Raw genomic sequence first — 24,021 nt, 5'->3', positions numbered from 1 at the left:
ATGAATTTTTTTGTTTTTATAGGAGAAACACCATGATGAAGGGCCAAATAGCAGGGCTGATGAAACAAGCCCAGGCAATGCAAGACAACATGAAGAAGATGCAAGACCAATTGGCCTTGATCGAAGTCGAAGGCGAATCGGGCGCCGGCCTGGTGAAAGTCGTGATGACTTGCAAGAACGCCGTCAAGCGGGTAGCGATCGACGCTTCCTTGCTGGCCGACGACAAGGACATGCTGGAAGACCTGGTAGCTGCCGCTTTCAACGATGCGGTGCGTAAAGCTGAAGCGCTGTCGGCGGAAAAAATGTCCGGCCTGACTGCCGGCATGCCAGCCGGTTTCAAATTGCCATTCTGACCAAGCTCATTTTTGAGCGTCGCATGATTCAAGGCTTGACGTGAAAATTCCTTCCAGTCTTACCTTACTCACCGAAGCCTTGCGTCATCTGCCCGGTGTCGGTCCAAAATCGGCTCAGCGCATGGCTTATCATTTGTTGCAGCATGACCGTGACGGTGCGGCGCTGCTGGGGCGGGCGCTGACCCAGGCGGTCGATCAGATCCGCCACTGCGCGCTATGCAATACCTTCACCGAGAACGAGGTCTGCGAAACCTGCCTCGATCCTGAGCGCGATCCCACCTTGCTGTGCGTGGTGGAGACGCCGACAGACCAGCTGATGATTGAACAGACCCTGACTTTCAAGGGCTTGTATTTTGTCCTGATGGGCCGCTTGTCGCCGCTGGACGGCATCGGTCCGAAAGACATCCAGTTGGAAAAACTGATAGGCCGCGCCACCGACGGCGTGGTGACGGAAGTCGTGCTGGCGACCAATTTCACCAACGAAGGCGAGGCCACTGCCCACTACATCAGCGAAACCATGAAAGCCCGCGGCCTGCAAGTCAGCCGCCTGGCGCGTGGGGTGCCGGTGGGTGGGGAGCTGGAATATGTCGATGCCGGCACCATCGCCCGTGCGATGCTGGACCGGCGTGCGACCTGACATCTAGCGTCTGGCGAGGCCGGTGGCGAAGCCGATGGCGAGGCCGAGCTGCCATGCTAAAAAAACATAATGACAGGCGGCTATTTATTTCCAGAAAGACAGTATTATCATAGAGCCCGCTAGTAACTCAGTTTCCGAATAGCCACATCAAGATGGCAAAGAAAAGCACCATTACTGACATAAACAAAACTAAGCAGTAGTGAAATAACCCTGGATATACGAGGAGACAAAATGAAATTCAGCTGGAAGCAGTTTGGCATCGCCCTTTGCCTGTTCTTGGCGGGGTACCTGACATTCAATGGCAAATTGTTTGCGCAGACACCTGAGAAAACCAAAGTGGCTATCGCGGTGGGCGGCAAAAACCTGTTCTATTACCTGCCGCTGACGATTGCCGAACAGCTCGGTTATTTCAAGGATGAAGGTCTGGATGTAACGATTTCCGATTTCGCCGGCGGCGCCAAAGCGCTGCAGGCGCTGATCGGCGGCAGCGCCGATGTGGTCTCCGGTGCGTTCGAGCACACCATCAGCATGCAGGCCAAGAATCAGCATATCACCGCATTCGTGCTGCAGGGCCGGGCGCCGCAAATCGTCATGGGCGTGTCCAACAAGACCATGCCTAACTATAAGTCGATTGCGGATCTGAAAGGCAAGAAGATCGGCGTTACCGCGCCGGGTTCCTCGACCAGCATGATGTCCAATTTCGTCTTGGCCAAGGGCGGCCTGAAACCGACCGACGTCTCCTACATCGGCGTGGGCGCCTCGGCCGGCGCATTGTCGGCGCTGCGCTCCGGTTCTATCGACGTGATCGTCAATCTCGATCCGCTGATCACCATGATGCAGCAGAATAATGAGATCAGGATCATTGCCGATACGCGCACCTTGAAAGACACCAACACCGTGTTTGGCGGCCCGATGCCGGCAGCCACCTTGTACGCCTCCGCCGATTTCATCAAGAAATACCCGAATACCACGCAAGCCTTGACCAACGCCATGGTGCGCGCCCTGAAGTGGTTGCAGAAAGCCGGCCCGTCGGATATTGTCAAGGCGGTGCCGGAGAGCTATCAGCTGGGCGACCGTGCCTTGTACATCGAAGCTTTCATGAAAGTGCGCGAGGCGCTGTCACCGGACGGTACGATTCCTGACGCCGGCCCGAAAGTCGCGCTGCACACACTGGAAGCATTCGATCCTGAGCTGGCCGGCAAAAATATCGATTTGTCGCAAACTTATACCAATGAGTTTGTAAAAAAAGCCAACGCCAAGTACAAATAGCAAGCAGGGCGGGCAAAAATTTGCCCGCCCCGCCAGGCAGCCGTAACAAGCCAATCCACACTCCCATGACTCCAGCCCTCTTTCTCGACAACGTCAGTTGCACCTTCATCTCCAAAGACGATCGTTCCCAGCGCTACACTGCGGTAGCTGACACCAATTTGTCGATCGCGCCGGGCGAATTCGTTTCCGTGGTCGGGCCGACCGGCTGCGGCAAATCGACCTTGTTGAATGTCGGCGCCGGTTTGCTGCAGCCTTCATCCGGCAGCGTCAAGGTGTTTGGCGAGCCGCTGCTTGGCATCAATCGCCGCGCCGGTTACATGTTCCAGGCCGAAGCGCTGATGCCTTGGCGCAGCGCGCTGCAGAATGTCATCGCCGGCTTGCAGTATCGGGAAACCGATGAAGCCAAGGCGCGCCAGCTGGGTGAAGAATGGCTGGCGCGGGTCGGCCTGCAAGGCTTCGGCGACCGTTATCCGCATCAGCTCTCGGGCGGCATGCGCAAGCGGGTGGCGCTGGCGCAGACCTTGATCCTGGATCCTGACATCATCCTGATGGATGAGCCGTTTTCGGCATTGGATATCCAGACCCGGCAACTGATGGAAAACGAAGTGCTGGAATTGTGGAGCGCCAAACGCAAGGCGGTGCTGTTCATCACCCACGACCTGGATGAGGCGATCGCCATGTCGGACCGGGTGGTGGTGCTGTCGGCCGGGCCGGGAACCCATCCGATCGGCGAGTTCGTGATTGATTTGCCGCGCCCGCGCGACGTAGCTGAAATCCGCAGCGATCCGCGTTTTGTCGAGCTGCACCAGCAGATCTGGAGCGTGCTGCGCGACGAAGTGTTGAAGGGCTATCAGCAGCAAAAGAAAGTCGCTTAGCAGCGCAATCCGGGATAACCAGGATAACAAGGACAAAACGGGATCATGTGGAAAGCCATCAAGCCGAATTATAGGAATCTGCGGGTATATCAAGTATTGGTGCTGCTGATATTTTTCTTCATCTGGCACCTGGCGACACGCAATCCGCAAACGGCGTTTTTCTTCGGCGAGCCGATCAAGGTGCTGCAACGTGTCTGGCAGTGGTTTACGGTCGGCAGCGGTTCGCTGGAAGTCGGTTTCGGCGACCACACCTGGTTTACGCTGACGTTCCCGGCGGAGATTTATTCACACCTGCTGATCACCCTGAGCGAGACCATGCTGGCGTTTGGCATAGGCACGGTGTTCGGTCTCGGCGTCGGCTTGTGGCTGGCCCTGTCGCCTTTGACCTCGGCCATTCTGGATCCTTACATCAAAGCTTCCAACGCGATGCCGCGGGTGATCCTGGCGCCGATTTTTGCGATGTGGTTCGGACTCGGCATCTGGTCCAAGGTGGCGTTGGCAGTGACGCTGGTATTTTTCATCGTGTTTTTCAACGTTTATCAAGGCGTCAAGGAAGTCAGCCCGGTGGTGCTCGCCAATGCCCGCATGCTAGGCGCCAACCAGCGTCAGTTATTGCGCACGGTGTACCTGCCGTCAGCTACCTCCTGGGTGTTCTCCAGCCTGCATACCTCGGTCGGGCTGGCTTTCGTCGGCGTCATCGTCGGTGAATACCTCGGTTCGGCGCGCGGCGTCGGCTACCTGATCTTGCAAGCCGAAGGTGCATTCGACATCAATACAGTGTTTGCCGGGATACTGGTGCTGACCGCCTTTGCGCTGGTGCTCGATACGGTGGTGGGGATGATCGAAAAGCGCTTGATGAAGTGGCAGCCCAAGAGCGGCGAGACTGAGCGTTTGTGAAGAGTGCTGTGGCTTGTCGCGCAGCCGATCCTGTTTTTCACTACACTGATAAGTATCAATTATGATCAGGTAAGCCATGAACGCAGTCGATTATCAAGTATTGAAAAGCGCCGTCAGCTGGCTGCAGCAGGGGAAGCGGGTAGCCATGGTGACGGTAGTGCGCAACTGGGGTTCGGCGCCGCGTCCGCTTGGTTCACTGTTTGCGATAACGGATGACGGCGATTTTACCGGCTCGGTCTCGGGCGGCTGCATCGAAGACGACCTGATGCAGCGTTTTTCCGCCGCCTTCCCGCATCAGATCGAACTGGTACGCTACGGTATCAGCGCCGAGCAAATGCGCCGCTTTGGCCTGCCCTGTGGCGGTACGCTGGAACTGGTGATCGAGCCACTGAGCGATGCCGCCTCGCTGACGCCGCTGCTTGAAGCGGTAGCCGGCCGCCACCTGGTGCAGCGCCGCCTGAATATGCGCAGCGGCCAGGCCAGCATTGAAGCCAGCGATGCCGATTTCGCGCTGCGTTTCGATGAGGAAGAACTAGTGCAGGTATTCGGCCCGCGCTGGCGTTTGCTGATCATCGGCGCCGGCCAGGTCTCCGAATATCTGGCGCAGATGGCGCCTGCGCTGGATTTTTCAGTCTATCTGAACGACCCACGCGAAGAACAGCGCCGCAACTGGCAGGCCGACGGTGTGATCTGGCTGGATGGCATGCCGGACGATGCGGTGCTGGCTTTCAAGCCTGACCGCCGCACCGTGATCGTCACGCTCAGCCACGATCCAAAAGTCGACGATATGGCGCTGATGGAGGCGCTCAGGACGGACGCTTTCTATGTCGGCGCAATCGGCTCGATGGCAAGCACCGAGGCGCGCAAGGAACGGTTGCTGATGCTGGATTTAAGCCGCGCGCAGATTGAACGCTTGCATGCGCCGATCGGCTTGTCTATCCTGAGCCGTTCACCGGCAGAGATTGCGGTGTCGGTGCTGGCCGAGCTGGTGATGTTGCGCAATCGCGGCAGTGTGGCCGTGACGCCGTCGAGTTGTGCAGTTGGTGCTAACGGCGCCGACGGCGTCAGCGATCTGCGGATGGTCGAGCGGCCTTGATTGGCAGGGTAGCGGGATAATTTAGCCAGGGGCTAAGGGGAAAAACATGAAGATGACTGATATTCCGTTCGGCACCACAGACTGGGAGACGGTTGAGCGCACCGAGCACAAGGGCGAAACCGGAATGGCGTATTGGCGCACCCGTCACTTCGGCGGGATTCGGGTTCGCATGGTCGACTACACGCCGGGCTATCTGGCCGACCATTGGTGCACCAAGGGGCATATCCTGTTTTGCCTTGAAGGCGAACTGCACACCGAACTGGAAGATGGCCGCAGGTTTTTTCTGCAAGCCGGGATGAGCTACCAGGTTGCAGACAACGCCGAGCCGCACCGGTCTTTTACTACCATCGGCGCGAAGCTGTTCGTGGTCGACTGAGCGATGCATCGGCCCGCAAGTTTTTAGCGGATACCTTTACTGTTGCCGCCAAGCTGCTAATATGAAAATAGGCAATCCGATAAGAAATTAGCATATCGGCGGGTAGTGTGCTGCCGCCGATAAGATGATTGCCGCAAACGCGGGTAAGCAGGCGAGCAGACAGGAGTCCTTCAATGGATTTCACGTTTGATGAGGCCGACCCCGGCCGAAAATGGGTTGGCGTCAGTGTTGTTGTTCTGATGCATATAGCAGTTGTGTATGCACTGGTGACCGGCTTGGCCCGCAAAGTCGTCGATGTCATCCAGGAGCCGGTGATCGCCAAGATCATCACGGAAATCAAACCGCCGCCACCTCCGCCGCCAGACAAGCCGACCCCGCCAGCACCGAAAACCGCTGCGCCGCCGCCCGCCTACGTGCCGCCGCCGGAGGTCAAGGTACAGCCGCAAGCCCCGGAAAACGTGATTGCGGCGGTAACCAATGTCAAGCCGCCGACCAACGATCTGCCTACCTCTGTAGCGCAACCGGTTGCCGCCGCAACGCCAGCGCCAGGCCCGCCGGCGCATACCAGCGCCAGGGTTACCGGGAATTGCGAAAAGCCGGAATATCCGAGAACTTCCTTGCACAATGAAGAACAGGGCAGCGTGAATTTGAGGCTGACCATAGGCGCCGACGGCAGCGTGCTGGATGCCACAATTGAAAAAAGCAGCGGTTTCAAAGACCTTGACAGAGCGACGTTGAAAGCCTGGAGTCTCTGTCATTTCACACCCGCCATGGCTGATGGCCAGCCGGTGCAATCTACGACAAGAATGCAGTATGTGTGGAAGTTGGAGTAAGCAAAATCAGCCATGGCCGGCAGTATCCTTCGGCAATGTCCGGCCTGCTTTTCAAGTTGCTTTTCAATTTATTTCTCAACCTGCTGAGCTACCTGGAAAATACGCTCCCGCACCACCCGGATAGCTTGCTTGAGCGCATACACATCCTGGAAATAACGCTGTGGGATGCGTATCTGGCTGGCATTGGCGTCAATGTTCTCGATGTCGTCGCGCCATTGCGCAACTTGTTCCCTGGTGGGGTTTTTGGACGCCCATATTTCATCTTCCAGCGATTTGATCTCGCGATACCAGACCACCAGCCGGTTTTTCATGCGCGCTGCCACCATGCGCGGCAACGCCTGCAGCAGGCCGAACAACAGGGCCATGAAGGGCAGCAGGATCAGCAAGCGTCTTTCGATGAAGCTGGCCAGCCAGAACGGCAGGTAACGCTGCAGGAAAGGGCGGCCGGATTTGAAGTAACGTATGCTTTCGTCGGAAATCGGAAAATCATCCGAATTCAGGTTGGGGAACGAACCGCGCGGGGTAAAGTAATCTTCACGGGCATGGGCCGAATTCGCCGCTTCCAGCAACAGGTAAGTCAGGGCCGGGTGCAGGCTATCCTTGGAAACCAGCAGTGCGGTGGCGGCCAGCAGCGTCACGTCGGCTTGCGGTAAATCGTTGGCGACGCTGGTCGAGGCGCGCGGGAAGACAATCTTGGAGAGCGAAGGGAACTTCAGCACCAGCGCGTCTGCCTGCGCAAAGCTCATTAACTTCAAATCGCTGTTGAGCAAGGTCTGCTGCATGGCGGCATCCGGACGGCCGATAAAAAATGCGGCGTCCAGCTGGCCGTTTTCCAGATTCTGATAAGCCTTGTAAGCATCCATCTCCAGCAGCGTAGCGTTATCGGCGCTGATACCGCTGTGACCCAGCAGAACCCGCGCGACTTTCAGCAGGCCGCTGCCCGGCACGCCGATGGATATCCGCTTGCCGCTCAGTTGCGCCAGCCGGGTGATGACGGCGTCGCCGCGATAAAACACCCAGATCGGTTCATAGGAAACGGCCGCGATGGTCTGCAGACTGTCGTTTTCCGTCGGGGTCGTGGTGCCGGACTGGATAAAACCTACTTCGTATTCGCTGTCGGGGTCTTTCAGCCGTTGATAGTTTTCCACCGAGCCGGAGGAACCACGGATGTCCAGGGTAATGCCTTCGCGCTTCAAGAGCGGCGCGTAGCGCGCTGCAAAACCGTTATAGATGCCTTTGTCGGCGCCGGCAGTGATGACAATCGTGCGCTGGATCGCGGGTTTGAGCATGATCACCAGGGCCCAGCCCAGTGCCGCTGCCAGTACGATTGCGCCGAGGATGAGAAGCCGCAGGCGCTGCGCGGTCATGGGGGCTTTTCGTATGCGATGCAGTGCTGGATTGTGTCTGGGCATGGAGGGCAGGCGACGCTTTGTTGGACGGCTCGAAAACCCGGTTATCTGTTGGGGGCGGGGCTACCGCCCCCCGCACGGCTATACCTTCTTGACGAACTCCGATTTCAGGCTCATGGCGCCGAAACCATCGATTTTGCAGTCGATATCGTGATCGCTGTCGACCAGGCGGATATTCTTTACCTTGGTGCCCACTTTGACTACGCCGCCGGAACCTTTCAATTTCAGGTCTTTGATCACGGTGACGGTATCGCCATCCTGCAATATGTTACCCACTGCGTCGCGATAAACCTTGGCGCTGTCTGCGCCTGATTCCGCAGCAGCCTGCGCCGGCCATTCATGGGCGCACTCGGGGCAGATGAAGAGGCCGCCGTCTTCATAGGTAAATTCGGAATTGCATTTTGGGCATGGTGGCAAAGCGTTCATGATATCGTCCTTCGGGATGGCAGTAGTCGTAAAGTAAGACAGTATACTGCACCGACTCTAGCAGGCAAAATGTTCGGCGTAGACTTTGGACACCCATTCGACGAACACCTTGACCCTGGGCGACAGCTGGTTGTGGGATGGGTATAGCGCCATCACAGGCAGCTCGGGGCAGGTTTGATCGTTGAGTACCGCTACCAGCTGGCCTGTCTGCAAGTACTGTTCTACCCGGAAGCGCGGCACCTGGATCAGACCGAATCCCAGTAACGCGCAATGGGTGTAGCTATCGGCGCTGTCGACTGCTATCCAGCTGCCGGCTTTGTACTCCTTTACCTGACCGCCTTGCAGCAGAGTGAAGGGGTATTGAATATCATGATTGCGCGTGAAAAAGCCGACCGCTTGATGGGCGCCAAGGTCTGCCGGGACCAGGGGAGTACCGCAGCGCGCCAGGTATTCCGGGCTGGCGCAGATGATTTCCGGTAACGAGGCGAGCCGTTTCGCCACCAGCGAGGAATCCTTCGGCACGCCGATCCGCACCACGCAGTCGATGCCTTCGCCGACCAGATCGACCAGCCGGTCGCCGCTGCTGATCGCTATGTCCAGGCGCGGATAACGCTGCCGAAATTCAGCCAAACGCGGCAGGATGATCTGGGTTGCGTGCGTGCCGTGCAAGCCCAGGCGCAGCACGCCGGTCGGATTCGCCGAGCCAAGGTCGAGCGAGGCTTCGGCATCTTCCACGTCCGCCAGGATCCGGCAGCATCGCTCATAAAATCCGCGGCCATCGAGCGTCGGCTTGACCTTGCGCGTGGTCCGCTCCAACAGCCGTACTCCCAGCCGCTGTTCCAGCTCCTGCATGGCGTGGGTGGCGGTTGCCCGTGGCATTTCCAGCAATCCTGCGGCCTTGGTGAAACTGCCCAGATCAACGATCTGGGTGAAGAGGCGCATTGCTTCAAGCCTGTCCATGGCCGGATTCCCATTCGCTGCGCGTCATGGCGTAGACGGCGGTATCCATTTCATTCCATCTTTCGATACCTTGAAATCGCATCCCCAGGCGTTGCATGACGCGAGCCGAGCTGGCGTTCTCCTGATGGCACACCGCGCATAAACGATCGCCGCCAACCGTCTCAAAAGCGAACGCCGCCATCCTGCGCGCCGCTTCGGAAGCAAGGCCTTGACGCCATTTGTCCTGCCGCAGACGCCAGCCGATTTCCAATGAATTCGCAGTATCTCCTCCTAAATATTGAATGCAACCGGAGCCGATGATTTGTTCAGTCTCAAGCTCGATAAAACTCCACCATGAAAATCCCCATTCGGCCCAGCGTGTCTTGACGCGCGCAATCGCCGCAGCAGTGTTCTCAAGCGTCTCCGGTTTTCCGGTAATGTAGCGCATCACTTCCGGATCGCGGCTAACCGCATTGAGCCCTGCCAGATGCGAGTCGTTGAATGGTTCAAGGCGCAGGCGCTGCGTGGTCAGTATGGTCATATGGATTGCCAGGCTATCAATTGTAGAGGAGGGTATCAATACACAAAGTCGATAGTGTTGGATCGTGCCACGGATAGCTTCGCAAAGCAATTTTGATATTGACCGGATAGGGGCATGACTGTTTGCTGCGACATGCAGCGCGTAGTTAGCCAGGAAGCGTAATATGGTAAATCCGAGCGGATGAAAGAGCGGCGGATATGAAATCTACACTTTGGAGTGCCATAGCTGTCGCCTTGATAGTGGCTGCGGTAGTGAGTTCTTATGTTGAATATCACTGCGGGGCAATCCATAACGATAGTACTTCTGCCCAGTGGGGCAGGCCGGATTGAACTGTTGCAGAATGAATAGGCTAAACTTTCGCGCGTTTCGAGCCAGCTTGCTTGGCAGCATCGTCATGGCGGCACTTCTTTTTATGTCCGCCGGGACTATCGACTACTGGCAGGGATGGTTGTTCATGGCCGTCTTTGTGGGAGCCTCGGCCGCCATCACGGTATACCTGGCGATGAACGACCCAAAGCTCCTGGAACGGCGCATGAGCGCGGGGCCGACGGCAGAAAAAGAACCGCTTCAAAAGATCCTGATGTTGTTTGCAATAACAGGATTTATCGCCTTGTTTGTTTTTCCCGCATTCGATCACCGCTTCGGATGGTCGCCGGTGCCGGCATATATATCGCTGGCGGCAGACGCACTCATCCTGTTCAGCTTTCTCCTGATCTTCCTGGTGCTCAAGGCAAATACCTACGCCGCCTCCACGATTCAGATAGCCGCAGGCCAGAAGGTCATTTCGACGGGACCGTACGCGCTGGTACGGCATCCCATGTATGCCGGAGCGCTCCCTCTGCTTGCAGGCATGCCGCTTGCGCTCGGCTCGTGGTGGGGCTTGTGCGGGCTGATGTTGTTCCTGCCGGCGCTTATATGGCGGCTTCTTGATGAGGAAAAATTCTTGCAAAAGAATTTGGCAGGGTATGCAGACTATTGCCGGAAGGTTCGCTACCGCTTGCTGCCTTTTGTCTGGTAGCGTTCCACATAGCAAATCCTCTTTTTTTAGGTTTCGTCTACACCATCAATTTAATTATTTACGGAATATTTACTTGGGAGCTGCTAATCTTCCTTACAAGATAGCCATAGAAGTATGGGCTAAATGAATCATGGGTATTTCCCAGCTTGCCGGTAGCCACGATTGTTGATGTGATCACACCGTCAAAATTTTTGTGACCGAGGTGCGAAATGCAAAAAATACTGATTCCGGTTGACGGCTCAGACTATGCGTTACGGGCAGTGCAGTATGCAAGCTCAATGGTCAAGAGCGGCGCTACTGCACAGATCCATTTGCTGAATGTGCAAGAACATCTTGATGGCAAAATCCAGGCTTATTTGCCTCTCGAAAAAATCAGGAAGATTGAAGCTGCGGCGGCCGATGAGGTATTGCAGCCCGTAAAACGGATACTCGAAGAGGCAGATGTTCCTTACATCGCTAGCACCCGTATTGGCTCCATTGCGAAAAGCATCGTTGCTTATGCTCAGGAAGAGAAGTGCGACTGTATTGTCATGGGCACCCACGGCAGGGGGGCCTTGGGCAACCTGATTCTGGGTTCGATCATGAACAAAGTGATCCATCTCACCCATGTGCCGGTGACGCTGATCAGGTAATTGCATGCCTGCTTCACTTCGTCGTGATCCGTGCCCCAAAGTTCGGCGTAATCGGCCCACTTCATGATCGGTCAGAGGCCGGAGTCGCAACTCAGTTGCGGCAGTGGGTCAAATCAAAATTCTCCACGCCTTCGTAAGAATTCATCATGCGCGCCAGTTCTGAAACTGACGAGCCTTTCTTGCTATCGATGGCGAAAGCGATGAAATGCCATTTTGCATGCTTGTCGTGCGAGCTGATGGACAAGGAGTCTTTGACGATCTCGTAGCCATGCTGCAAGGCGATCTTGCGCAGCGCGTCCTCGTGCGGGACAAAACCCTTTTCGAACTCAACCAGGATGGCAACGCCCGCCCGCGACGGCAGCCAATATTCAAGCTTGGCTACCCACACCATGCAGATGGCAGACAGCAGCGTCAGGGATATCGCCGCTATGTAAAAGCCGACGCCCACCAGGACCCCAATCGCCGATGCCGCCCAGATCGACGCCGCCGTGGTAAGTCCCCTGATATTCAGGCCTTCTTTCATGATTACGCCGGCGCCAAGAAAGCCGATGCCAGTGACTATGCCTTGCACTACCCGAGTCGGATCCGGATTGAGCGGCAGGCCGGCATGGCCGCCATACCAGAGCGCCGGATATCCGGCGAATACAGTCAGTCCGGCAGAAGCCATGCATACCAGGCCGTAAGTGCGCATGCCGGCGGCACGGCCATGATAGGCGCGTTCATAGCCGACCAGCGCCCCGAGGAACAAGGCCCCCAGCAAGTTGAAAAATATGAGGATATTGGCCCCGACCTCGGGGGTGGACCAATAGGCGGTCAGCGAATCAAATGAAAGAATGTCCATACCTTTTCTTTTTGCTTGTTTTTTCAGTATCCCGGGAATTGGCTATAGAGTAAACCTCATTGTGAAAGCGCGCCCTCACTTGACCCAATTGAGATTTTTCTGGGCCTCACGATTTATTAAAAATGCAGGGTTGTCACGTAGCGTAAAACGGCAGCGGTGCGTACACTACCTGTGCTCTCATTTTATTTCTTCTGATCCATGACCACCACCATTACCATCAACGAAGACCTCCGCGCCTATATCGACCCGTTGACCGAAGACGAATTCATTGCTCTGGAGCGCAGCCTGCTGTCCGAAGGCTGCCGTGATGCATTGGTGTTGTGGGGCGACCTTCTGGTGGATGGACACAACCGCTACGGTATCTGCCAGAAACACGAAATCCCTTTCAAGACCATGCAGAACCCCACGTTTCAATCGATGGAAGATGTGCATCTGTGGATGATCGACAATCACCTCGGGCGGCGCAGCGTGTCGGATTTTCAGCGCGGTGTGCTGGCGCTGCGCAAGAAAGAGATCGTAGCGGCGCGCCAGGCGCAGGCGCAAGCCCAGCGTTCGCCCGCAGAGCCGGCCGGCGCCGATGCCGCCGTTCAGGCCGAAAGTGAGCCGCCATGGACCCGGGAGGTCGTCGCGCGTGCGGCCAGGATGAGCAGCGCGACCCTGGGGCAAATCGAAAAAATCCAGAAGACGGCTGCGCCTGAACTGGTTGGCGCCGTAAAGTCGGGCATCATTTCCATTAATGCGGCCGCCGCCTTAGCTTCCTTGCCTAGCGAGAAGCAGATAGCGGCTGTTGCCGGCGGCAAGAAGGAGCTGCGCCAGGCAGCAAGGCAAGTGCGCGAGGCCCGGCTGCCGCCCAAGCCGGAACTGGATCCGCCGCCGAGCGACGCCACGCCCGATCAAATCGAAATTCATCGTTTGACCTCATTGGTCGCAGAACTCAGCGAAGAGCGCGATCAGTTGAAAAAGAAGGTGCAGCACCTGGCCATTGCGCTGGCGGAGGCTCGCAGCGGACAATAGTTCGCCGCACATATCTTCGTGAGCGGCCTAAGCGCTCAAGGCCGCGGCACCGCGTCGAGACCGATGATGCTGGCGTCCTCGGCGCCATGTCCTGCTGCAATCAGCTGGTCCATCCTGGCTGCAATCGATGGCAATGCCGCCAGCGGCCGATTAGCTGCAGTTTCAAGCATCAGCCGAACATCCTTGCGCGCCATCGCCAACTCGAAACTCGGGGTGAAGTTACCCTTTGCCATGTTCAGCCCCCGGCCCGCCACCATCGTATTCAAATCAAACAGCCCCAGCAACTTGACGGCGTCCTCACCGTTAACGCCGCTCGCCTGCGCCAGGGTAAGGATGTCAGCCATCACCGCGGAGAGGCCGATGATCATGGCATTTCCAAACAATTTGTTGGCCGCGGCAAGGTCGGCGCGCTCGCCCATGTATTCGAGACGCCCTGTCATTTTGGCGAGATCCGCCTGGACGGATTCAAACAGCGCCTTCGGTCCTGCGACCATCATCGAGCCCTGGGCACCGCGGGCGGCCGCCGGCCCCATAAAAACAGGGCAGTGCAGATACTTCACTCCGGCCGCGCGCAAGCGTTCGGCACGTTCGGCAGTGAGCGCCGGCAATGTCGTGGTGTGATCGATCAGGATCGCGTCAGGGGAAAGCCCGCTACGCGCCGCCGCAATAACTTCCTCGACCACCGCGTCGTCTTTCAGCACGATATGCACTCTTGAAGCAGATCGTACCGCTTCGGCGGGTGTTGACGCTGCCTTGACGCCGAACTGCGCGAGGGCCAGAACCTTGTCCTGGGAGCGATTCCATGCAGTGACCGAATCACCTCGTTTTGAGGCGGCTTCCGCGAATGCGCTTCCGAGCAATCCGGTGCCGAGAAAAGCGATGTTTGCCATGATCGTATTCCTTTTGAATTTAGCTTGAACAGCAGAATGTTGAAATATAACACTGGAACAATTCGGGCGAGTGCGGCCGCTGGCTTTCTGGCGGCGGTATATCTGACCCGTAGTGGCCGACTACGGACTGTCGGTTTTCGACCGGGATGCAACCGGTGGACGCAACACGCCATGGATTGCGCCCCACCGTATTATTTACCGGTTTTTTGGAGCAGCCAAGCGGACTCCGTCGACGCAACTTTCCCCTTCAATCCGCCCGCGACATTCTTGCGTTCGACAGATTTCACTTGGTAAGCAGCGCCATAGTGTTGCTTTACTTCGTCCTCGGTAACTGAAAACGGCGGGCCATCCATCAGCAGTTGGCTGTATTCATAAGAGATCAGCAACTGCGGCGCTGCGCCGGTTATTTTCATCAGGTGCGACGTATATTGCTCCCGCGTGCGAGCGGGCAGGGCGACTAGAGCGGCGCGATCGTATATCGCGCTGACGGGGCCAAGGTATTCTGTTGATATATCAAAGATATCGCCAACTAATATGTCGATATCTTTAGCACTGTAGCGTGTCAATTTCCCGACTTTGGATATGGTCGGCTCCAAGCCAAGTTCTTTAAATAAATCGCTAATGGCAAGTTCGCTCAATTCTGCGCCAGCGATGCGATAACCGCCGGCAAGCAGCCATGCGATATCGCGTGTCTTGCCACACAACGGCAGGAATACACGACTGCCATTGGCCAGATTCAATTTTCCGAAATGTTGTATTAGTAACGGGTTTGTCTCATTTTCATGAAACTTAATATCGCCTCGTTCCCATTTTTGATGCCAAAAACTTGCTTCCATGTCGGCTCCTTGAATTATTGATGTGTAAATTAACATGCTGCCAACGTAAGGGCTTGAGCGATGTGCCAAGTTGGGTTACGCGCCAGAATACAAGTTGAAGTGGACTTGAGGTCAAGCCTTAATTACGACAGGTGAAATAATGGATGTTGCCAACGCTGTCCTCACACAGACCTGCCTGATACGTGAGTTGAGAAGCTGCTGATGATATGCCCGACCGAATCGCGGCCGTTTGCGCAGAAAGACGTGAGCCGCACGTTCGCCCGCCACGTGGCTCGTGCAGTCATAGCCCAAGGCATGCATATCGATGCCATTCAAGAGATGCTCACCTGATCCGGGTAAGACAGGTCCGATGGCGAGATGTAGTTCGTCAATCAGGCTGGCGCGCAGATACTGTCGAATAATAGATACGCCGCCCGCGGGTGATGCGTCTGCACGAAGACGGACGTGTGCTACGGCGGCTCGTCGCCCCATCAACCTTTCCGGCTATCGTCGGTTGGGCGCAACTGGCAGCCGGGGCTGAACGGCTTTTGGCTGTCCAGTTCACTTGAAGGTCAGGCATTGGCTTGCCAACTTATTGCTCGGCAATCTCAGCCTCAACCAATTGCGCAAGAAGAGTGAGCGATTGCTGCCACCCGAGATAGCAAGCCTCAAGTGGAATGGCTTCCGGTATGCCTTCTTGCACAATGTTTACCTCAGTGCCGCAGGAGACCTTCAGTAAAGAAACTGTCGTCTGCATTTCCCCCGGCAAATTAGGATCGTCGAATTTATCCGTATGCCGAATCCGTTCGTTGGGTATCAGCTCGAGATACTCTCCGCCAAAGGAATGACTGTCTCTCGTGGCGAAGTTCGTAAACGACATTTTGTAGGTGCCGCCGACTTTGGCATCAATATGGTGGACCTTGCCAGTGAAACCATTTGGCGGCAGCCATTTAGCCATCGCGTCGGCATCGAGAAACGCTCGGTAGATTCTCTCGGGGCTTGCCCGGAGTATGCGATGAAGTCGAATTGTGTTCGCAGCCATAATTCCTTCGCCTTTCCCATCGATGCGATGACTAATGTTGATATGGGGCGCAGTTTTGCTGGGTAACTCCGGCTACTGCGGAATAACTCCGCCCCGGTTGAAGCTCGGGGACCGGCATGCCGCCTGCGTGTCCGGTGTCTCGATACCATTTTGTACCGTACTCGATTTCCGTGAAAAGCAACAAATCAGGATTTACCTCATAAGCATACACCTGAGGCGCCTGACCGGCTGGTTTGCGTCATCAATATCGGAATGACTAGTGTTTGCATGGGAGCCTATGGCATTTGATTTGTGCCCGCTTTGATGCGAATGCACGGCAATCAGGCGCCGATCTCTTTCTGTACCCGCCACGATAACGGCAATGTGAACAGCAGGATCGCCGCCAGGGTTATCAACGCAGTGGAGACTCCTGCAATGTCGCCCAGCCGACCAAACAGCACCGGTGACAACGCACCACCACCTATGGTGCAGGTATAGAACAGCGCAAAAGCTTGCTCGCGTTTTCCCGCTTTGGCCAATTCCGGCACCACGCCGTACAGTACCGAAGACGTCCCGTTCAAAGCCAGCCCCAGCAGCGGCAGCATCGCCATCATTCCGAACAGCGGTAACCATACCGCCAGCAAGATCAATAGAGATGTGGCGGATTCCGTGATCCACACCGTTTTCATCATGCCGATGCGCGCCCCCAGATAACCGCAAAACAATTTGCCGAACGCGCCGCCGACAAACAAGAGCGACAGCGCGAGGCCGATGCCTGCCGTGCCGGCGCCTTTGCTTTTCAATAAGAATGGCAGGAAGGTGAGAAATCCCATCCGCACCGCGCTGTCGAGGGTGCCGGTCAGCAGCAGCGCACGCAGTCCGCTGGCCGAACCGGTGCCGGTTATTACCTTGGCGGCTTTCCCCTTGCTGGATACCTGTTCGTCCCGTACCGGAATAAGCCACCGCAGCAGACCGGCTGCGGCCAGTCCGAGCAAGCCCATCAGCGTAACGCTGGCCTGCCAGCTCGCGACCACCAGCAACAGGCCCACCAGACCCGGTATCAGCGTCTTGCCGATGTCGCCGGCAAAGTTGTACTGTGCCAGCGCCTCTTTGACGCCGCCGCCGGCCTCATGCGTATCGGTGATCAACGAGGACGCCAGCGGGTGCTGAGTACTGGCTCCCAGACCACCCAGCAACAGCGCAATCAGCAGTACCGTCAGACTTCCGGCCTGACCGGCAATCAGGTAGGCGATGCCGGCCAGCGCCGTTCCTCCCACCAGCATGCGTTCTCGCCCCCAGCGTTTTGCCAGCCGGCTGGCTAGCAGCTGGCAGCCGGCCATCATGCCGGAATAGGATCCGCGCAGCAGTCCCACCAGCGCGTAACTGATGGAAAATTGCGCCTGCCAGATAGGCAGCAGTACGTAGATGAGGTCGGTCAGGCCATCATGTACTGCATGGGCGCTGCAGGCCGCCAGCAGGGAGCGGCGACGGACGGCAGTGCCGTCGACGTCCGAATCAGAGGAAATTGCTACAGCGTTCAGATCGCTCATTATTCTGTGTGCGAGAAATTGAGATGCGGCCAGGTGTCAGGCACGGACGTTGACGATCGTTGCCTGCATGATGGCAATCACTTTCCAGACGGTTCCCGATAAGGCTCGGACTTCTCCTGTACAGACCGTGAGTAGCTTGCCTGAAGTCTGTACTTTTCCGACGGCTAAGAATCGTTCGCCGATCGCAGGCCGCACGAAGTTGATCTTGAACTCGGCTGTGACAACCTCGCTCTCGAGCGGCGCCTTGGTCAACGCTGCGTACCCGCATGCGCTGTCAACAATACTTGTGATTGCGCCGGCGTGAACATAGCCGTGCTGTTGGGAAAGCTGCGTGGAGAATGGCAATTCTATTTGCACCTCGCCATCTGCGACCGAGACAAGCTTCGCACCGAGGGTCGCCATAAGGCCTTGCGATTTGAAGCTGACTGCGATGCGTTCTTGAATGTCACTCATCGGAAAATGGCCTCTTGACGGGATCGTGCATGACGCTTAACGGTTATTAGGCGGACCGAATATTCATGCAGCCATTATGCATAAGGAAAGCCATGTCCGGCAAGTAAGCGGATTCGGCTGAGCCGGTATGATAACTCCGAGCGCCGCGCTGCGTGCGACCTACGAAAACCCAGGCCTTTTCGGTTATCATCATTCCCCTTTGCGCTCTTGAGCATCGGGCAAGACGCGGCAAGTACGAATTATTGAACATTAAGGAATGGCTATGTCGGGATATCTGCAGGAAAGCGAAGGCGCCATGCGCAGCAAAGCGGTCACCGTGCAATCACTATCGGCCATGCGCGGTGCCGGCGCAAAGATTGCGACGCTGACCTGCTACGACGCCAGCTTTGCGTCACTGATGGACCACCGCGGCGTCGATTTGCTGCTGGTGGGCGACTCGCTCGGCAATGTCTTGCAGGGACACAGCACGACATTGCCGGTGACGATTGCGGATATTATGTATCACACCGCATGTGCCGCGCGCGGAAACCGGAGCGCGCTGCTGGCCGCGGACATGCCATTTGGCAGCTATGCCACACCGCAGTCGGCATTCGACAATGCAGTGAAACTGATGCAGGCAGGTGCGCAGATGGTCAAGCTTGAAGGCGGCGCCTGGCTGGCCGACACCGTGACATTCCTCACCGAGCGTGGCATACCGGTATTCGCCCATCTCGGCCTGACACCGCAGGCCGTGCATCAACTGGGCGGATTCAAGGTGCAGGGAAAAACGGCAGAAAGTGCGGAGCGGCTGAAAGCCGATGCGATGGCGCTCCAGGCGGCGGGCGCAACGTTGCTCTTGCTTGAAGCCATTCCGGCCGCGCTGGGCAAGGAAGTGACGGAGATGCTGGCCATTCCGACCATCGGCATTGGCGCCGGCCCGGATTGCTCGGGACAAGTGCTTGTGATGCACGACATGCTGGATGTCTTTCCCGGCAAGAAGGTTCGCTTCGTGCGTAATTTCATGGAAGGACAGTCGAGCATTGAAGGCGCGATCCGCGCCTATATCAAGGCAGTGAAAGACAAGTCCTTTCCGGCCCCGGAACATTGTTTTTAGATATCGCCAAGGCGACTTGCCGGAAACGTCTCAAACAGCCGAGCAATATGGGCAAAGCGAACGAGTGTCCGCTTTGCCATCGTTGCCGTTGCCGTGATTCAGGATGGCTAAACACCTTGTTTGGCTCCGGCGTTCTATAACAGGTCTTGGCCAAACTGATCCATTCGTAAAAGACAGGTTGCGACCCTTTGCTGGCCTTCGAGTTGCTCCAAACCGGACGCTCAACACCTACCGTAAACATTTAATTTTTCCCCGGCATACGCCTCAGGTGACGAGGCGTTTCGTGAGGAACCTTGGCCTGACCATCGCACCACTAATTTGCTCGGCGCACCAATTGACGAAAGCGTGAAACTCTCCGGCTGACGACTATTTTTTTGATGCGCCCTGGTTATCCAGTTGTGTGAGTATTTGATACGCGGCAGTCACTCTTTGATCGATGGGATAGGATTTATTGGCCAGGATCACAATGCCAATTTTTTTAGATGGAATAAAGGCTGCATAGGTGGAAAAGCCGTTCGTTGAACCGGTTTTGTTGATCAGAACGTCCGCTTGCGGTGGCAGCGGCGGGCTTAGTTTGCTTGCGACGGCTTCTTGATAGATAACACTAGGATCGTTACCGGACAGCAGTTGTTTCAACTCTACAGGATAAGGGTATTGCTCCCAAATCAAATCTTGCGTAAATTCGCCTGACCTGAAATATCCTGTGTGAGTGTCCGTGATCGCACGTTGAAATTTTTCACCGAGCCTACTCGCCTGGATGTTATCGTTAATAAATCGGATCAAGTCCGCCGAGCCTGATTTCACGCCGTATGCTTCGGACGCCAGAATCCCGGGATTCAACCTGACTGGTACATCCTTTGCGGTGTAACCTTGCGCGTAATCTTTCATCTGATCGGCTGGCACATTGATGTAACTATGCGTCATGCCAAGTTCTGGAAATAATTTCTTTTCAAGCGCGTCCTCAAAAGACATATCCATACTTTTGGCCGCAATCATGCCAAGCATCCCGATACTTAGATTTGAATACTTTCTGTATGTGCCAGCAACGTGGATAGGTTCCCAATGCTTAAAATAATCCATTAACTGATCGGTATTATATATATTGTCCGGAGCTTGCAGCGGAAGGCCACCCGCAGTATGCGTACCCAGATTCAGCAGGCTGATATTGTCAAAGCTACTGCCGCGCAAGAAAGGAAAATATTTGCTCGGGCTATCAGAGAGTGACAGATCTCCATTGACTTGAGCGTAAGACGCCAGCGTCGCCGTAAATGTTTTGCTGAACGACCCGATCTCAAAAAGCGTCTTGTTGGTAACGCGCTGCTGCGTTTCTTTTGACGTTACACCATAGTTGTAGAAATAATTATGGCCATTGATGGTCACTGCGATTGCCATACCGGGAATACTATACTTCTGCATCAGTGGCTGGATAGCCGCATCTACAGTATCTGTGATCTTGGATTGATCGACAGTGCTTGCTGCATTGCTGCTTGCAGCGAGTAAATATACTGAAAAAGATAGTAGTTTTAATGTGTTCATAATTTGTTAGACACGTTGAGCAATAACTCTCCACTTGTCCGTTCCCCGAAATAATTTCACGTCACAAGAAGTTTCTCGATGCTTGGCACAAGAGTGAAGTCAAGGGATGCAAGATCAGTTTGGAGCCGGAATGTTGAACTGTTTTCCAGGTACGTAGACCCAGGTTGCAATGACTTTCGCCCCCATCGGTCCGGCTTTGGTGACGTGGACCGCATTCGCTGCTATTTGAAAAGTCCCGCCTGCGTGAATGTGTTGCGTAGGCTTGCCATTCACTTTTAATACTATGTCACCCTCAAGCACGTAGCAGACTTCGGGGCCAGTTGCCATGTGTCGTGGCTTTTCAGCATTGGGAGGGAATTCGGAAATTCCCAGGCCCATTTCGCGATCTGTTCCCTGAATCGCAATTCTTTGGAAAACCTGCGTCTCCTTGCTCGCAGGTGCCTTATCGGCAGCCAATACGGAGTGGGTGGACATGATGGTTGCGAGAATGATAGAAATAGAAAAATATAACTTCATGTATGTTTTACCAATTAATATTTCTAGGGCAACGATCTTTTCATTCCAGCGACAGCGCCGAATTCTAGAGGCCGTTATTTAGGAAATGGAATGTTGGCCGAGGCTCTCTGTGCAATAGCTATTTTTTTTGCAAAGAGCAACCTTGGCAGGTCAACTAGCAATTTTGTAAAACGACAATATCCGCTTTTGGCGAAGTGTAGGCAAGCGAGAATAATTTTGGTCGCAACATAGAAAATCTTATGGATAAAGTGCGCCGCAAGGTTGTAACGAAGCATCTAGCGAATGTCCACTATTGGCTGGGTGCAGCCGGTCACGACAGACCGTCGTCGATCAAAAGCGAAATCTCGCTTCTCACGTTAGCAGGTACATGGTTTGCCATGATGCGATGCAGGCCAATCACATCGAATATGTAACGTATTCCCGTCGCGGCAATCTCTCGCATTGGCCCCGGCCTTCAAATTCTTTGGCGACTGAATAGCCCATGTTGGCGCCCAGCAGAGGGCCTCTTACGATATTCGTAAAATTACAACCGGCAACCATCTTTTGCGAGCTTCTGTCAACTGCAATGAAATTCAGGGAAGTGCCGTCCAGAAATGAACGATGCGCCTTTTCAGCGCGCCCGCGGCAGGATTCCGGGGTATAAAAGTTGCTGTCCTTCGCGGGTTCCCATGGCGCCAAATGGTCCTTGTTCGCTAGTTGGTAGGCGAGCAGCAGGTGTGCATTGTCGGGGTGCAGCACGGTCAACAAAGTTCGTTGGGTTTCGATTGCCGGCAAGGCCGGCGCTTAAAGCAGCAACGCGCCCACCAGCCCGCTGACCACGCCGACCAGTATCGTCAGCAACGCGACGGTAAGCAATACCCTGGCATCGAAACTTTTACGCAGCATCAGCAGCGACGGCAGGCTGATGCTTGGCAAGGTCATCAGCAACGCCACTGCCGGCGCCGTGCCCAGGCCCAGCGACATCATGGTTTGCACGATAGGAATTTCGGCTGCAGTGGGAATCACGAATAGTGTCCCAGCGACGGCAAGCGGCACCAGCCAGAGCAGGCTGCTGCCCATGGCGCCATCGACATGGGGGAACAGCCAGACCCGGGCCGCACCCAGCGCCAGTACCGCCAGGATATACACCGGGATGGTGCTCCAGAACAGCTGCCATAAACTGCGCGACCAACGTCCCAGGAAATTTTGCGAATCAGGCGCTGCGGCCTCGGCCACTGCTTCCTGCGCGGGTTCAGGCGTTTGCTCGGGGCGGGACACGCGCTGCGCAATCAGTGAGACGCCCAACACCAGCACCAGGCCTGCCACCAGGCGCAGGGCGGTGAAGCCCCAGCCCAGCACGAAACCCATGAATACCAGCGTGGCCGGGTTAAGCACCGGATTGGCGATCCAGAAGGCCAGCGCCGCACCCACCGAGACTTGCTGGCGGCGCATCCCCGCGACCACCGGAGCGGCGCAGCAAGAACACATCATGCCAGGCAGAGCGAACAAGCCGCCGCGCAAGACCGAATTAAAGCCGGGACGGCCGAACAGGCGCAGCAGCCAGTCGCGCGGGATCAGCACTTGCAGCAGCGAGCCCAGGATCACCGCCAGTACCGCGGCTTTCCAGATTGCCAGGAAATATACCTTGGCATAGGTCAGCGCCGCGGTGACGGGCGATCCCTGCTGATCGTCGAGGATGGACGCGCCTATGCTGTGCTTGTCCGCTGCCAGGAACGATTTGAGGTAGTAGGGCGACCATTTGACGTAATACAGGCCAACCACGGCCACCAGTACGAACAAGGCTGGTTTCCACCAGAACGACCAGCCCCGCGCGGGCGATTGGGAGGATAGACTGTACATGGAGGGCTCACTCTGTAGGAAATAACTGCGCATCATAACCCAGCGGAGCCGGGTGATTTCTTTCTTGGGGTTGATTATTGGGTTGGTTGCCAGCTAAGCTTTGCTAACCTTTGAACATGATAACGAATATTGGACGCTGAAACGCAGCATTTTGCGAGCCGTTGCCGCTCCTTATCGATCTGCGCGTAGTTGATCTCGGTTGCGGCGAGCCGCTCGGCGATAAGCTGGATCGCAGGGCGCGGGACATGGCCTGAAACGTCACTCCTGCGCTTTATCTGTCCGGGTTTTCCGGTTGATCGGGCATCTGGCCGCGCGCCACAGAGAAGCAGATATAAGCTATGCCAACTGAAAAGATGGCTAGCACGTACGCCAGCCGCTTGCCATGCCACAGGCTGCCCAGCCATCGATTGAAATCAGCGATCAATATTCCCGCTGTTCCACCATACAGTTCCATGTCACGAAGATAAGCCTTCGAATCGTCTGCTGCGACTGGATAGGCGTTCCCGCCTATGATCTGGTAGCTGGCGGCGCGGTTCTCCTGTTCCGCGGACGTACGATAGATCAAGCCGGCGGATAATAATCCCACCAGCAAGACCGCCGCAGCGATCAGATACAGGGACAGCTGGAGGCTCGAAAATCTGTTGCGCATATCCTGTCGATTCATAGGGCAGGTGTTTCCTCGGTCCGGATATTCTTCCCCATCCGCGTCACCGGCACCTGAATAATCGTCAATCGTCAATCATTAACCGAGATTCACCTAAGCCTTGGCATGGGGTAGCGTATTCAATTTGGTCTTGCCAACTGCAAACGAAGCTTTCTGGATGCGGCCATCCGCAATTTCGTATACACAAAGCATGTCGACGCTGCCCACGCCCTCAGCAAAATTGCGGGTCACGACTTCATGGTCAATCACCACGTTTTCCATGATCGTACGTGAAATCAGGGCGGCGTGCAGATCCGGTTCGGCGAACCGGGCCAGGAAGCGGGCTCGCATTTGTTCATGCCCGCGTGCGAGCATCTCGCCATGCAGCTGGTACTGCTCGGCATCCGTTGCGTAGGTCGTCAGCAGGGCGTCGATGTCTTTGGCGTTATAGGCGTCAAGCTGTGCTTGAACTATGGAAAGAGGGCTTGCTGCAGGCATGGTTGCTTTCA

At 56.0% G+C, this 24,021-nt stretch carries 29 protein-coding genes; 12 read left to right on the top strand and 17 right to left on the bottom strand.

The window, feature by feature from the left end; all coding sequences use genetic code 11:
* Nucleotides 1-32: 32 nt before the first annotated feature.
* From BLV81_RS12800 to BLV81_RS12765, 8 genes are all read left to right on the top strand, one after another.
* A complete protein-coding gene (locus BLV81_RS12800; protein WP_092356624.1) occupies nucleotides 33-353 on the top strand; it encodes a YbaB/EbfC family nucleoid-associated protein in 321 nt (106 codons plus the stop codon).
* 40 nt (nucleotides 354-393) lie between these two features.
* Nucleotides 394-990, top strand: coding sequence for a recombination mediator RecR (gene recR, locus BLV81_RS12795; RefSeq protein WP_176992832.1), 597 nt, complete (start codon nucleotides 394-396; stop codon nucleotides 988-990).
* Between the two features lie 231 nt (nucleotides 991-1,221).
* The gene (locus BLV81_RS12790) at nucleotides 1,222-2,259 is read left to right on the top strand and encodes an ABC transporter substrate-binding protein (protein ID WP_092356621.1); all 1,038 of its coding nucleotides are present in this window, start codon (nucleotides 1,222-1,224) and stop codon (nucleotides 2,257-2,259) included.
* A 65-nt stretch (nucleotides 2,260-2,324) separates the two neighbouring features.
* Nucleotides 2,325-3,134, top strand: coding sequence for an ABC transporter ATP-binding protein (locus BLV81_RS12785; protein WP_092356618.1), 810 nt, complete (start codon nucleotides 2,325-2,327; stop codon nucleotides 3,132-3,134).
* Nucleotides 3,135-3,179: 45 nt separating this feature from the next.
* Entirely contained in the window at nucleotides 3,180-4,031 is an 852-nt protein-coding gene (locus BLV81_RS12780) for an ABC transporter permease (RefSeq protein WP_092356615.1), read from the top strand.
* 76 nt (nucleotides 4,032-4,107) lie between these two features.
* Entirely contained in the window at nucleotides 4,108-5,127 is a 1,020-nt protein-coding gene (locus BLV81_RS12775; RefSeq protein WP_092356612.1) for an XdhC family protein, read from the top strand.
* Between the two features lie 46 nt (nucleotides 5,128-5,173).
* Entirely contained in the window at nucleotides 5,174-5,503 is a 330-nt protein-coding gene (locus tag BLV81_RS12770) for a DHCW motif cupin fold protein (RefSeq protein ID WP_092356609.1), read from the top strand.
* A gap of 173 nt (nucleotides 5,504-5,676) precedes the next feature.
* Nucleotides 5,677-6,336, top strand: coding sequence for an energy transducer TonB (locus BLV81_RS12765; protein WP_092356606.1), 660 nt, complete (start codon nucleotides 5,677-5,679; stop codon nucleotides 6,334-6,336).
* Between the two features lie 68 nt (nucleotides 6,337-6,404).
* On the opposite strand, the gene BLV81_RS12760 is transcribed toward BLV81_RS12765, so the two are convergent.
* From BLV81_RS12760 to BLV81_RS12745, 4 genes are all read right to left on the bottom strand, one after another.
* Complete coding sequence (locus tag BLV81_RS12760) at nucleotides 6,405-7,703, bottom strand: TAXI family TRAP transporter solute-binding subunit (RefSeq protein ID WP_092356603.1); 1,299 nt, start codon at nucleotides 7,701-7,703, stop codon at nucleotides 6,405-6,407.
* 123 nt (nucleotides 7,704-7,826) lie between these two features.
* On the bottom strand, nucleotides 7,827-8,171 hold the full coding sequence (locus BLV81_RS12755) for a zinc ribbon domain-containing protein YjdM (RefSeq protein ID WP_092356600.1): 345 nt from the start codon (nucleotides 8,169-8,171) through the stop codon (nucleotides 7,827-7,829).
* 57 nt (nucleotides 8,172-8,228) lie between these two features.
* On the bottom strand, nucleotides 8,229-9,131 hold the full coding sequence (locus BLV81_RS12750) for a LysR family transcriptional regulator (RefSeq protein ID WP_092356597.1): 903 nt from the start codon (nucleotides 9,129-9,131) through the stop codon (nucleotides 8,229-8,231).
* Nucleotides 9,118-9,651: a GNAT family N-acetyltransferase gene (locus tag BLV81_RS12745; protein ID WP_092356594.1), complete on the bottom strand. Its 534-nt coding sequence runs from the start codon at nucleotides 9,649-9,651 to the stop codon at nucleotides 9,118-9,120. Before BLV81_RS12745 ends, BLV81_RS12750 begins: the two co-directional genes overlap by 14 nt.
* 376 nt (nucleotides 9,652-10,027) lie before the next feature.
* Between BLV81_RS12745 and BLV81_RS12740 the strand changes: the two genes are divergently transcribed.
* Nucleotides 10,028-10,669: a methyltransferase family protein gene (locus tag BLV81_RS12740; RefSeq protein ID WP_255365174.1), complete on the top strand. Its 642-nt coding sequence runs from the start codon at nucleotides 10,028-10,030 to the stop codon at nucleotides 10,667-10,669.
* A 209-nt stretch (nucleotides 10,670-10,878) separates the two neighbouring features.
* A complete protein-coding gene (locus tag BLV81_RS12735; protein ID WP_092356588.1) occupies nucleotides 10,879-11,301 on the top strand; it encodes a universal stress protein in 423 nt (140 codons plus the stop codon).
* A gap of 91 nt (nucleotides 11,302-11,392) precedes the next feature.
* Here BLV81_RS12735 and BLV81_RS12730 read toward each other — a convergent pair whose 3' ends face one another.
* Nucleotides 11,393-12,142 carry an MgtC/SapB family protein gene (locus BLV81_RS12730; protein WP_092356585.1) on the bottom strand — a complete coding sequence of 250 codons (750 nt, stop codon included), beginning with the start codon at nucleotides 12,140-12,142 and terminating at the stop codon, nucleotides 11,393-11,395.
* Between the two features lie 198 nt (nucleotides 12,143-12,340).
* Here BLV81_RS12730 and BLV81_RS12725 point away from each other — a divergent pair, with 198 nt between their 5' ends.
* Entirely contained in the window at nucleotides 12,341-13,156 is an 816-nt protein-coding gene (locus BLV81_RS12725; RefSeq protein ID WP_092356582.1) for a ParB N-terminal domain-containing protein, read from the top strand.
* A gap of 35 nt (nucleotides 13,157-13,191) precedes the next feature.
* On the opposite strand, the gene BLV81_RS12720 is transcribed toward BLV81_RS12725, so the two are convergent.
* From BLV81_RS12720 to BLV81_RS12700, 6 genes are all read right to left on the bottom strand, one after another.
* Nucleotides 13,192-14,046 (bottom strand): NAD(P)-dependent oxidoreductase, encoded by an 855-nt coding sequence (locus tag BLV81_RS12720; protein ID WP_092356579.1) that lies wholly within the window; start codon nucleotides 14,044-14,046, stop codon nucleotides 13,192-13,194.
* Between the two features lie 191 nt (nucleotides 14,047-14,237).
* Nucleotides 14,238-14,882 (bottom strand): thiopurine S-methyltransferase, encoded by a 645-nt coding sequence (gene tmpT / locus BLV81_RS12715; RefSeq protein ID WP_092356576.1) that lies wholly within the window; start codon nucleotides 14,880-14,882, stop codon nucleotides 14,238-14,240.
* A gap of 111 nt (nucleotides 14,883-14,993) precedes the next feature.
* The gene (locus BLV81_RS23645) at nucleotides 14,994-15,353 is read right to left on the bottom strand and encodes a dihydrofolate reductase family protein (RefSeq protein WP_255365169.1); all 360 of its coding nucleotides are present in this window, start codon (nucleotides 15,351-15,353) and stop codon (nucleotides 14,994-14,996) included.
* Nucleotides 15,354-15,453: 100 nt separating this feature from the next.
* Nucleotides 15,454-15,903, bottom strand: a complete 450-nt coding sequence (locus tag BLV81_RS12710; protein ID WP_092356573.1) for an SRPBCC family protein — start codon at nucleotides 15,901-15,903, stop codon at nucleotides 15,454-15,456.
* Nucleotides 15,904-16,223: 320 nt separating this feature from the next.
* On the bottom strand, nucleotides 16,224-17,432 hold the full coding sequence (locus BLV81_RS12705; protein WP_092356570.1) for an MFS transporter: 1,209 nt from the start codon (nucleotides 17,430-17,432) through the stop codon (nucleotides 16,224-16,226).
* Nucleotides 17,433-17,468: 36 nt separating this feature from the next.
* Nucleotides 17,469-17,885, bottom strand: coding sequence for a PaaI family thioesterase (locus BLV81_RS12700; protein WP_092356567.1), 417 nt, complete (start codon nucleotides 17,883-17,885; stop codon nucleotides 17,469-17,471).
* A 262-nt stretch (nucleotides 17,886-18,147) separates the two neighbouring features.
* Between BLV81_RS12700 and panB the strand changes: the two genes are divergently transcribed.
* Nucleotides 18,148-18,978, top strand: coding sequence for a 3-methyl-2-oxobutanoate hydroxymethyltransferase (panB, locus tag BLV81_RS12695; protein ID WP_092356564.1), 831 nt, complete (start codon nucleotides 18,148-18,150; stop codon nucleotides 18,976-18,978).
* A 366-nt stretch (nucleotides 18,979-19,344) separates the two neighbouring features.
* On the opposite strand, the gene ampC is transcribed toward panB, so the two are convergent.
* The 6 genes from ampC to BLV81_RS12665 all read right to left on the bottom strand — a co-directional run bounded on the left by ampC (nucleotide 19,345) and on the right by BLV81_RS12665 (nucleotide 24,010).
* Nucleotides 19,345-20,514 carry a class C beta-lactamase gene (gene ampC / locus BLV81_RS12690; protein ID WP_092356561.1) on the bottom strand — a complete coding sequence of 390 codons (1,170 nt, stop codon included), beginning with the start codon at nucleotides 20,512-20,514 and terminating at the stop codon, nucleotides 19,345-19,347.
* A 114-nt stretch (nucleotides 20,515-20,628) separates the two neighbouring features.
* Entirely contained in the window at nucleotides 20,629-21,030 is a 402-nt protein-coding gene (locus BLV81_RS12685; protein WP_092356558.1) for a cupin domain-containing protein, read from the bottom strand.
* Nucleotides 21,031-21,426: 396 nt separating this feature from the next.
* Nucleotides 21,427-21,804, bottom strand: coding sequence for a GNAT family protein (locus tag BLV81_RS12680; protein WP_143036328.1), 378 nt, complete (start codon nucleotides 21,802-21,804; stop codon nucleotides 21,427-21,429).
* Between the two features lie 9 nt (nucleotides 21,805-21,813).
* Nucleotides 21,814-22,869, bottom strand: coding sequence for a permease (locus tag BLV81_RS12675; RefSeq protein WP_092356552.1), 1,056 nt, complete (start codon nucleotides 22,867-22,869; stop codon nucleotides 21,814-21,816).
* Between the two features lie 271 nt (nucleotides 22,870-23,140).
* Complete coding sequence (locus BLV81_RS12670; RefSeq protein WP_143036327.1) at nucleotides 23,141-23,608, bottom strand: hypothetical protein; 468 nt, start codon at nucleotides 23,606-23,608, stop codon at nucleotides 23,141-23,143.
* 18 nt (nucleotides 23,609-23,626) lie between these two features.
* Entirely contained in the window at nucleotides 23,627-24,010 is a 384-nt protein-coding gene (locus tag BLV81_RS12665; protein WP_092356547.1) for a nuclear transport factor 2 family protein, read from the bottom strand.
* Between the last annotated feature and the right edge of the window lie 11 nt (nucleotides 24,011-24,021).

Source organism: Collimonas sp. OK242 (assembly GCF_900107095.1).
GTDB lineage: Bacteria > Pseudomonadota > Gammaproteobacteria > Burkholderiales > Burkholderiaceae_D > Collimonas.
This window is presented reverse-complemented; position numbering and strand designations above follow the sequence as displayed.

Excerpts from the sequence above, each read along its gene's own strand:
- BLV81_RS12800 (WP_092356624.1), top strand. The coding sequence starts at position 33 with ATGATGAAGGGCCAAATAGCAGGGCTGATGAAACAAGCCCAGGCAATG.
- BLV81_RS12790 (WP_092356621.1), top strand. The coding sequence starts at position 1,222 with ATGAAATTCAGCTGGAAGCAGTTTGGCATCGCCCTTTGCCTGTTCTTG.
- BLV81_RS12785 (WP_092356618.1), top strand. The coding sequence starts at position 2,325 with ATGACTCCAGCCCTCTTTCTCGACAACGTCAGTTGCACCTTCATCTCC.
- BLV81_RS12780 (WP_092356615.1), top strand. The coding sequence starts at position 3,180 with ATGTGGAAAGCCATCAAGCCGAATTATAGGAATCTGCGGGTATATCAA.
- BLV81_RS12775 (WP_092356612.1), top strand. The coding sequence starts at position 4,108 with ATGAACGCAGTCGATTATCAAGTATTGAAAAGCGCCGTCAGCTGGCTG.
- BLV81_RS12770 (WP_092356609.1), top strand. The coding sequence starts at position 5,174 with ATGAAGATGACTGATATTCCGTTCGGCACCACAGACTGGGAGACGGTT.
- BLV81_RS12765 (WP_092356606.1), top strand. The coding sequence starts at position 5,677 with ATGGATTTCACGTTTGATGAGGCCGACCCCGGCCGAAAATGGGTTGGC.
- BLV81_RS12760 (WP_092356603.1), bottom strand. The coding sequence starts at position 7,703 with ATGACCGCGCAGCGCCTGCGGCTTCTCATCCTCGGCGCAATCGTACTG.
- BLV81_RS12755 (WP_092356600.1), bottom strand. The coding sequence starts at position 8,171 with ATGAACGCTTTGCCACCATGCCCAAAATGCAATTCCGAATTTACCTAT.
- BLV81_RS12750 (WP_092356597.1), bottom strand. The coding sequence starts at position 9,131 with ATGGACAGGCTTGAAGCAATGCGCCTCTTCACCCAGATCGTTGATCTG.
- BLV81_RS12745 (WP_092356594.1), bottom strand. The coding sequence starts at position 9,651 with ATGACCATACTGACCACGCAGCGCCTGCGCCTTGAACCATTCAACGAC.
- BLV81_RS12735 (WP_092356588.1), top strand. The coding sequence starts at position 10,879 with ATGCAAAAAATACTGATTCCGGTTGACGGCTCAGACTATGCGTTACGG.
- BLV81_RS12730 (WP_092356585.1), bottom strand. The coding sequence starts at position 12,142 with ATGGACATTCTTTCATTTGATTCGCTGACCGCCTATTGGTCCACCCCC.
- BLV81_RS12725 (WP_092356582.1), top strand. The coding sequence starts at position 12,341 with ATGACCACCACCATTACCATCAACGAAGACCTCCGCGCCTATATCGAC.
- BLV81_RS12720 (WP_092356579.1), bottom strand. The coding sequence starts at position 14,046 with ATGGCAAACATCGCTTTTCTCGGCACCGGATTGCTCGGAAGCGCATTC.
- tmpT (WP_092356576.1), bottom strand. The coding sequence starts at position 14,882 with ATGGAAGCAAGTTTTTGGCATCAAAAATGGGAACGAGGCGATATTAAG.
- BLV81_RS23645 (WP_255365169.1), bottom strand. The coding sequence starts at position 15,353 with ATGGGGCGACGAGCCGCCGTAGCACACGTCCGTCTTCGTGCAGACGCA.
- BLV81_RS12710 (WP_092356573.1), bottom strand. The coding sequence starts at position 15,903 with ATGGCTGCGAACACAATTCGACTTCATCGCATACTCCGGGCAAGCCCC.
- BLV81_RS12705 (WP_092356570.1), bottom strand. The coding sequence starts at position 17,432 with ATGAGCGATCTGAACGCTGTAGCAATTTCCTCTGATTCGGACGTCGAC.
- BLV81_RS12700 (WP_092356567.1), bottom strand. The coding sequence starts at position 17,885 with ATGAGTGACATTCAAGAACGCATCGCAGTCAGCTTCAAATCGCAAGGC.
- panB (WP_092356564.1), top strand. The coding sequence starts at position 18,148 with ATGTCGGGATATCTGCAGGAAAGCGAAGGCGCCATGCGCAGCAAAGCG.
- ampC (WP_092356561.1), bottom strand. The coding sequence starts at position 20,514 with ATGAACACATTAAAACTACTATCTTTTTCAGTATATTTACTCGCTGCA.
- BLV81_RS12685 (WP_092356558.1), bottom strand. The coding sequence starts at position 21,030 with ATGAAGTTATATTTTTCTATTTCTATCATTCTCGCAACCATCATGTCC.
- BLV81_RS12675 (WP_092356552.1), bottom strand. The coding sequence starts at position 22,869 with ATGTACAGTCTATCCTCCCAATCGCCCGCGCGGGGCTGGTCGTTCTGG.
- BLV81_RS12665 (WP_092356547.1), bottom strand. The coding sequence starts at position 24,010 with ATGCCTGCAGCAAGCCCTCTTTCCATAGTTCAAGCACAGCTTGACGCC.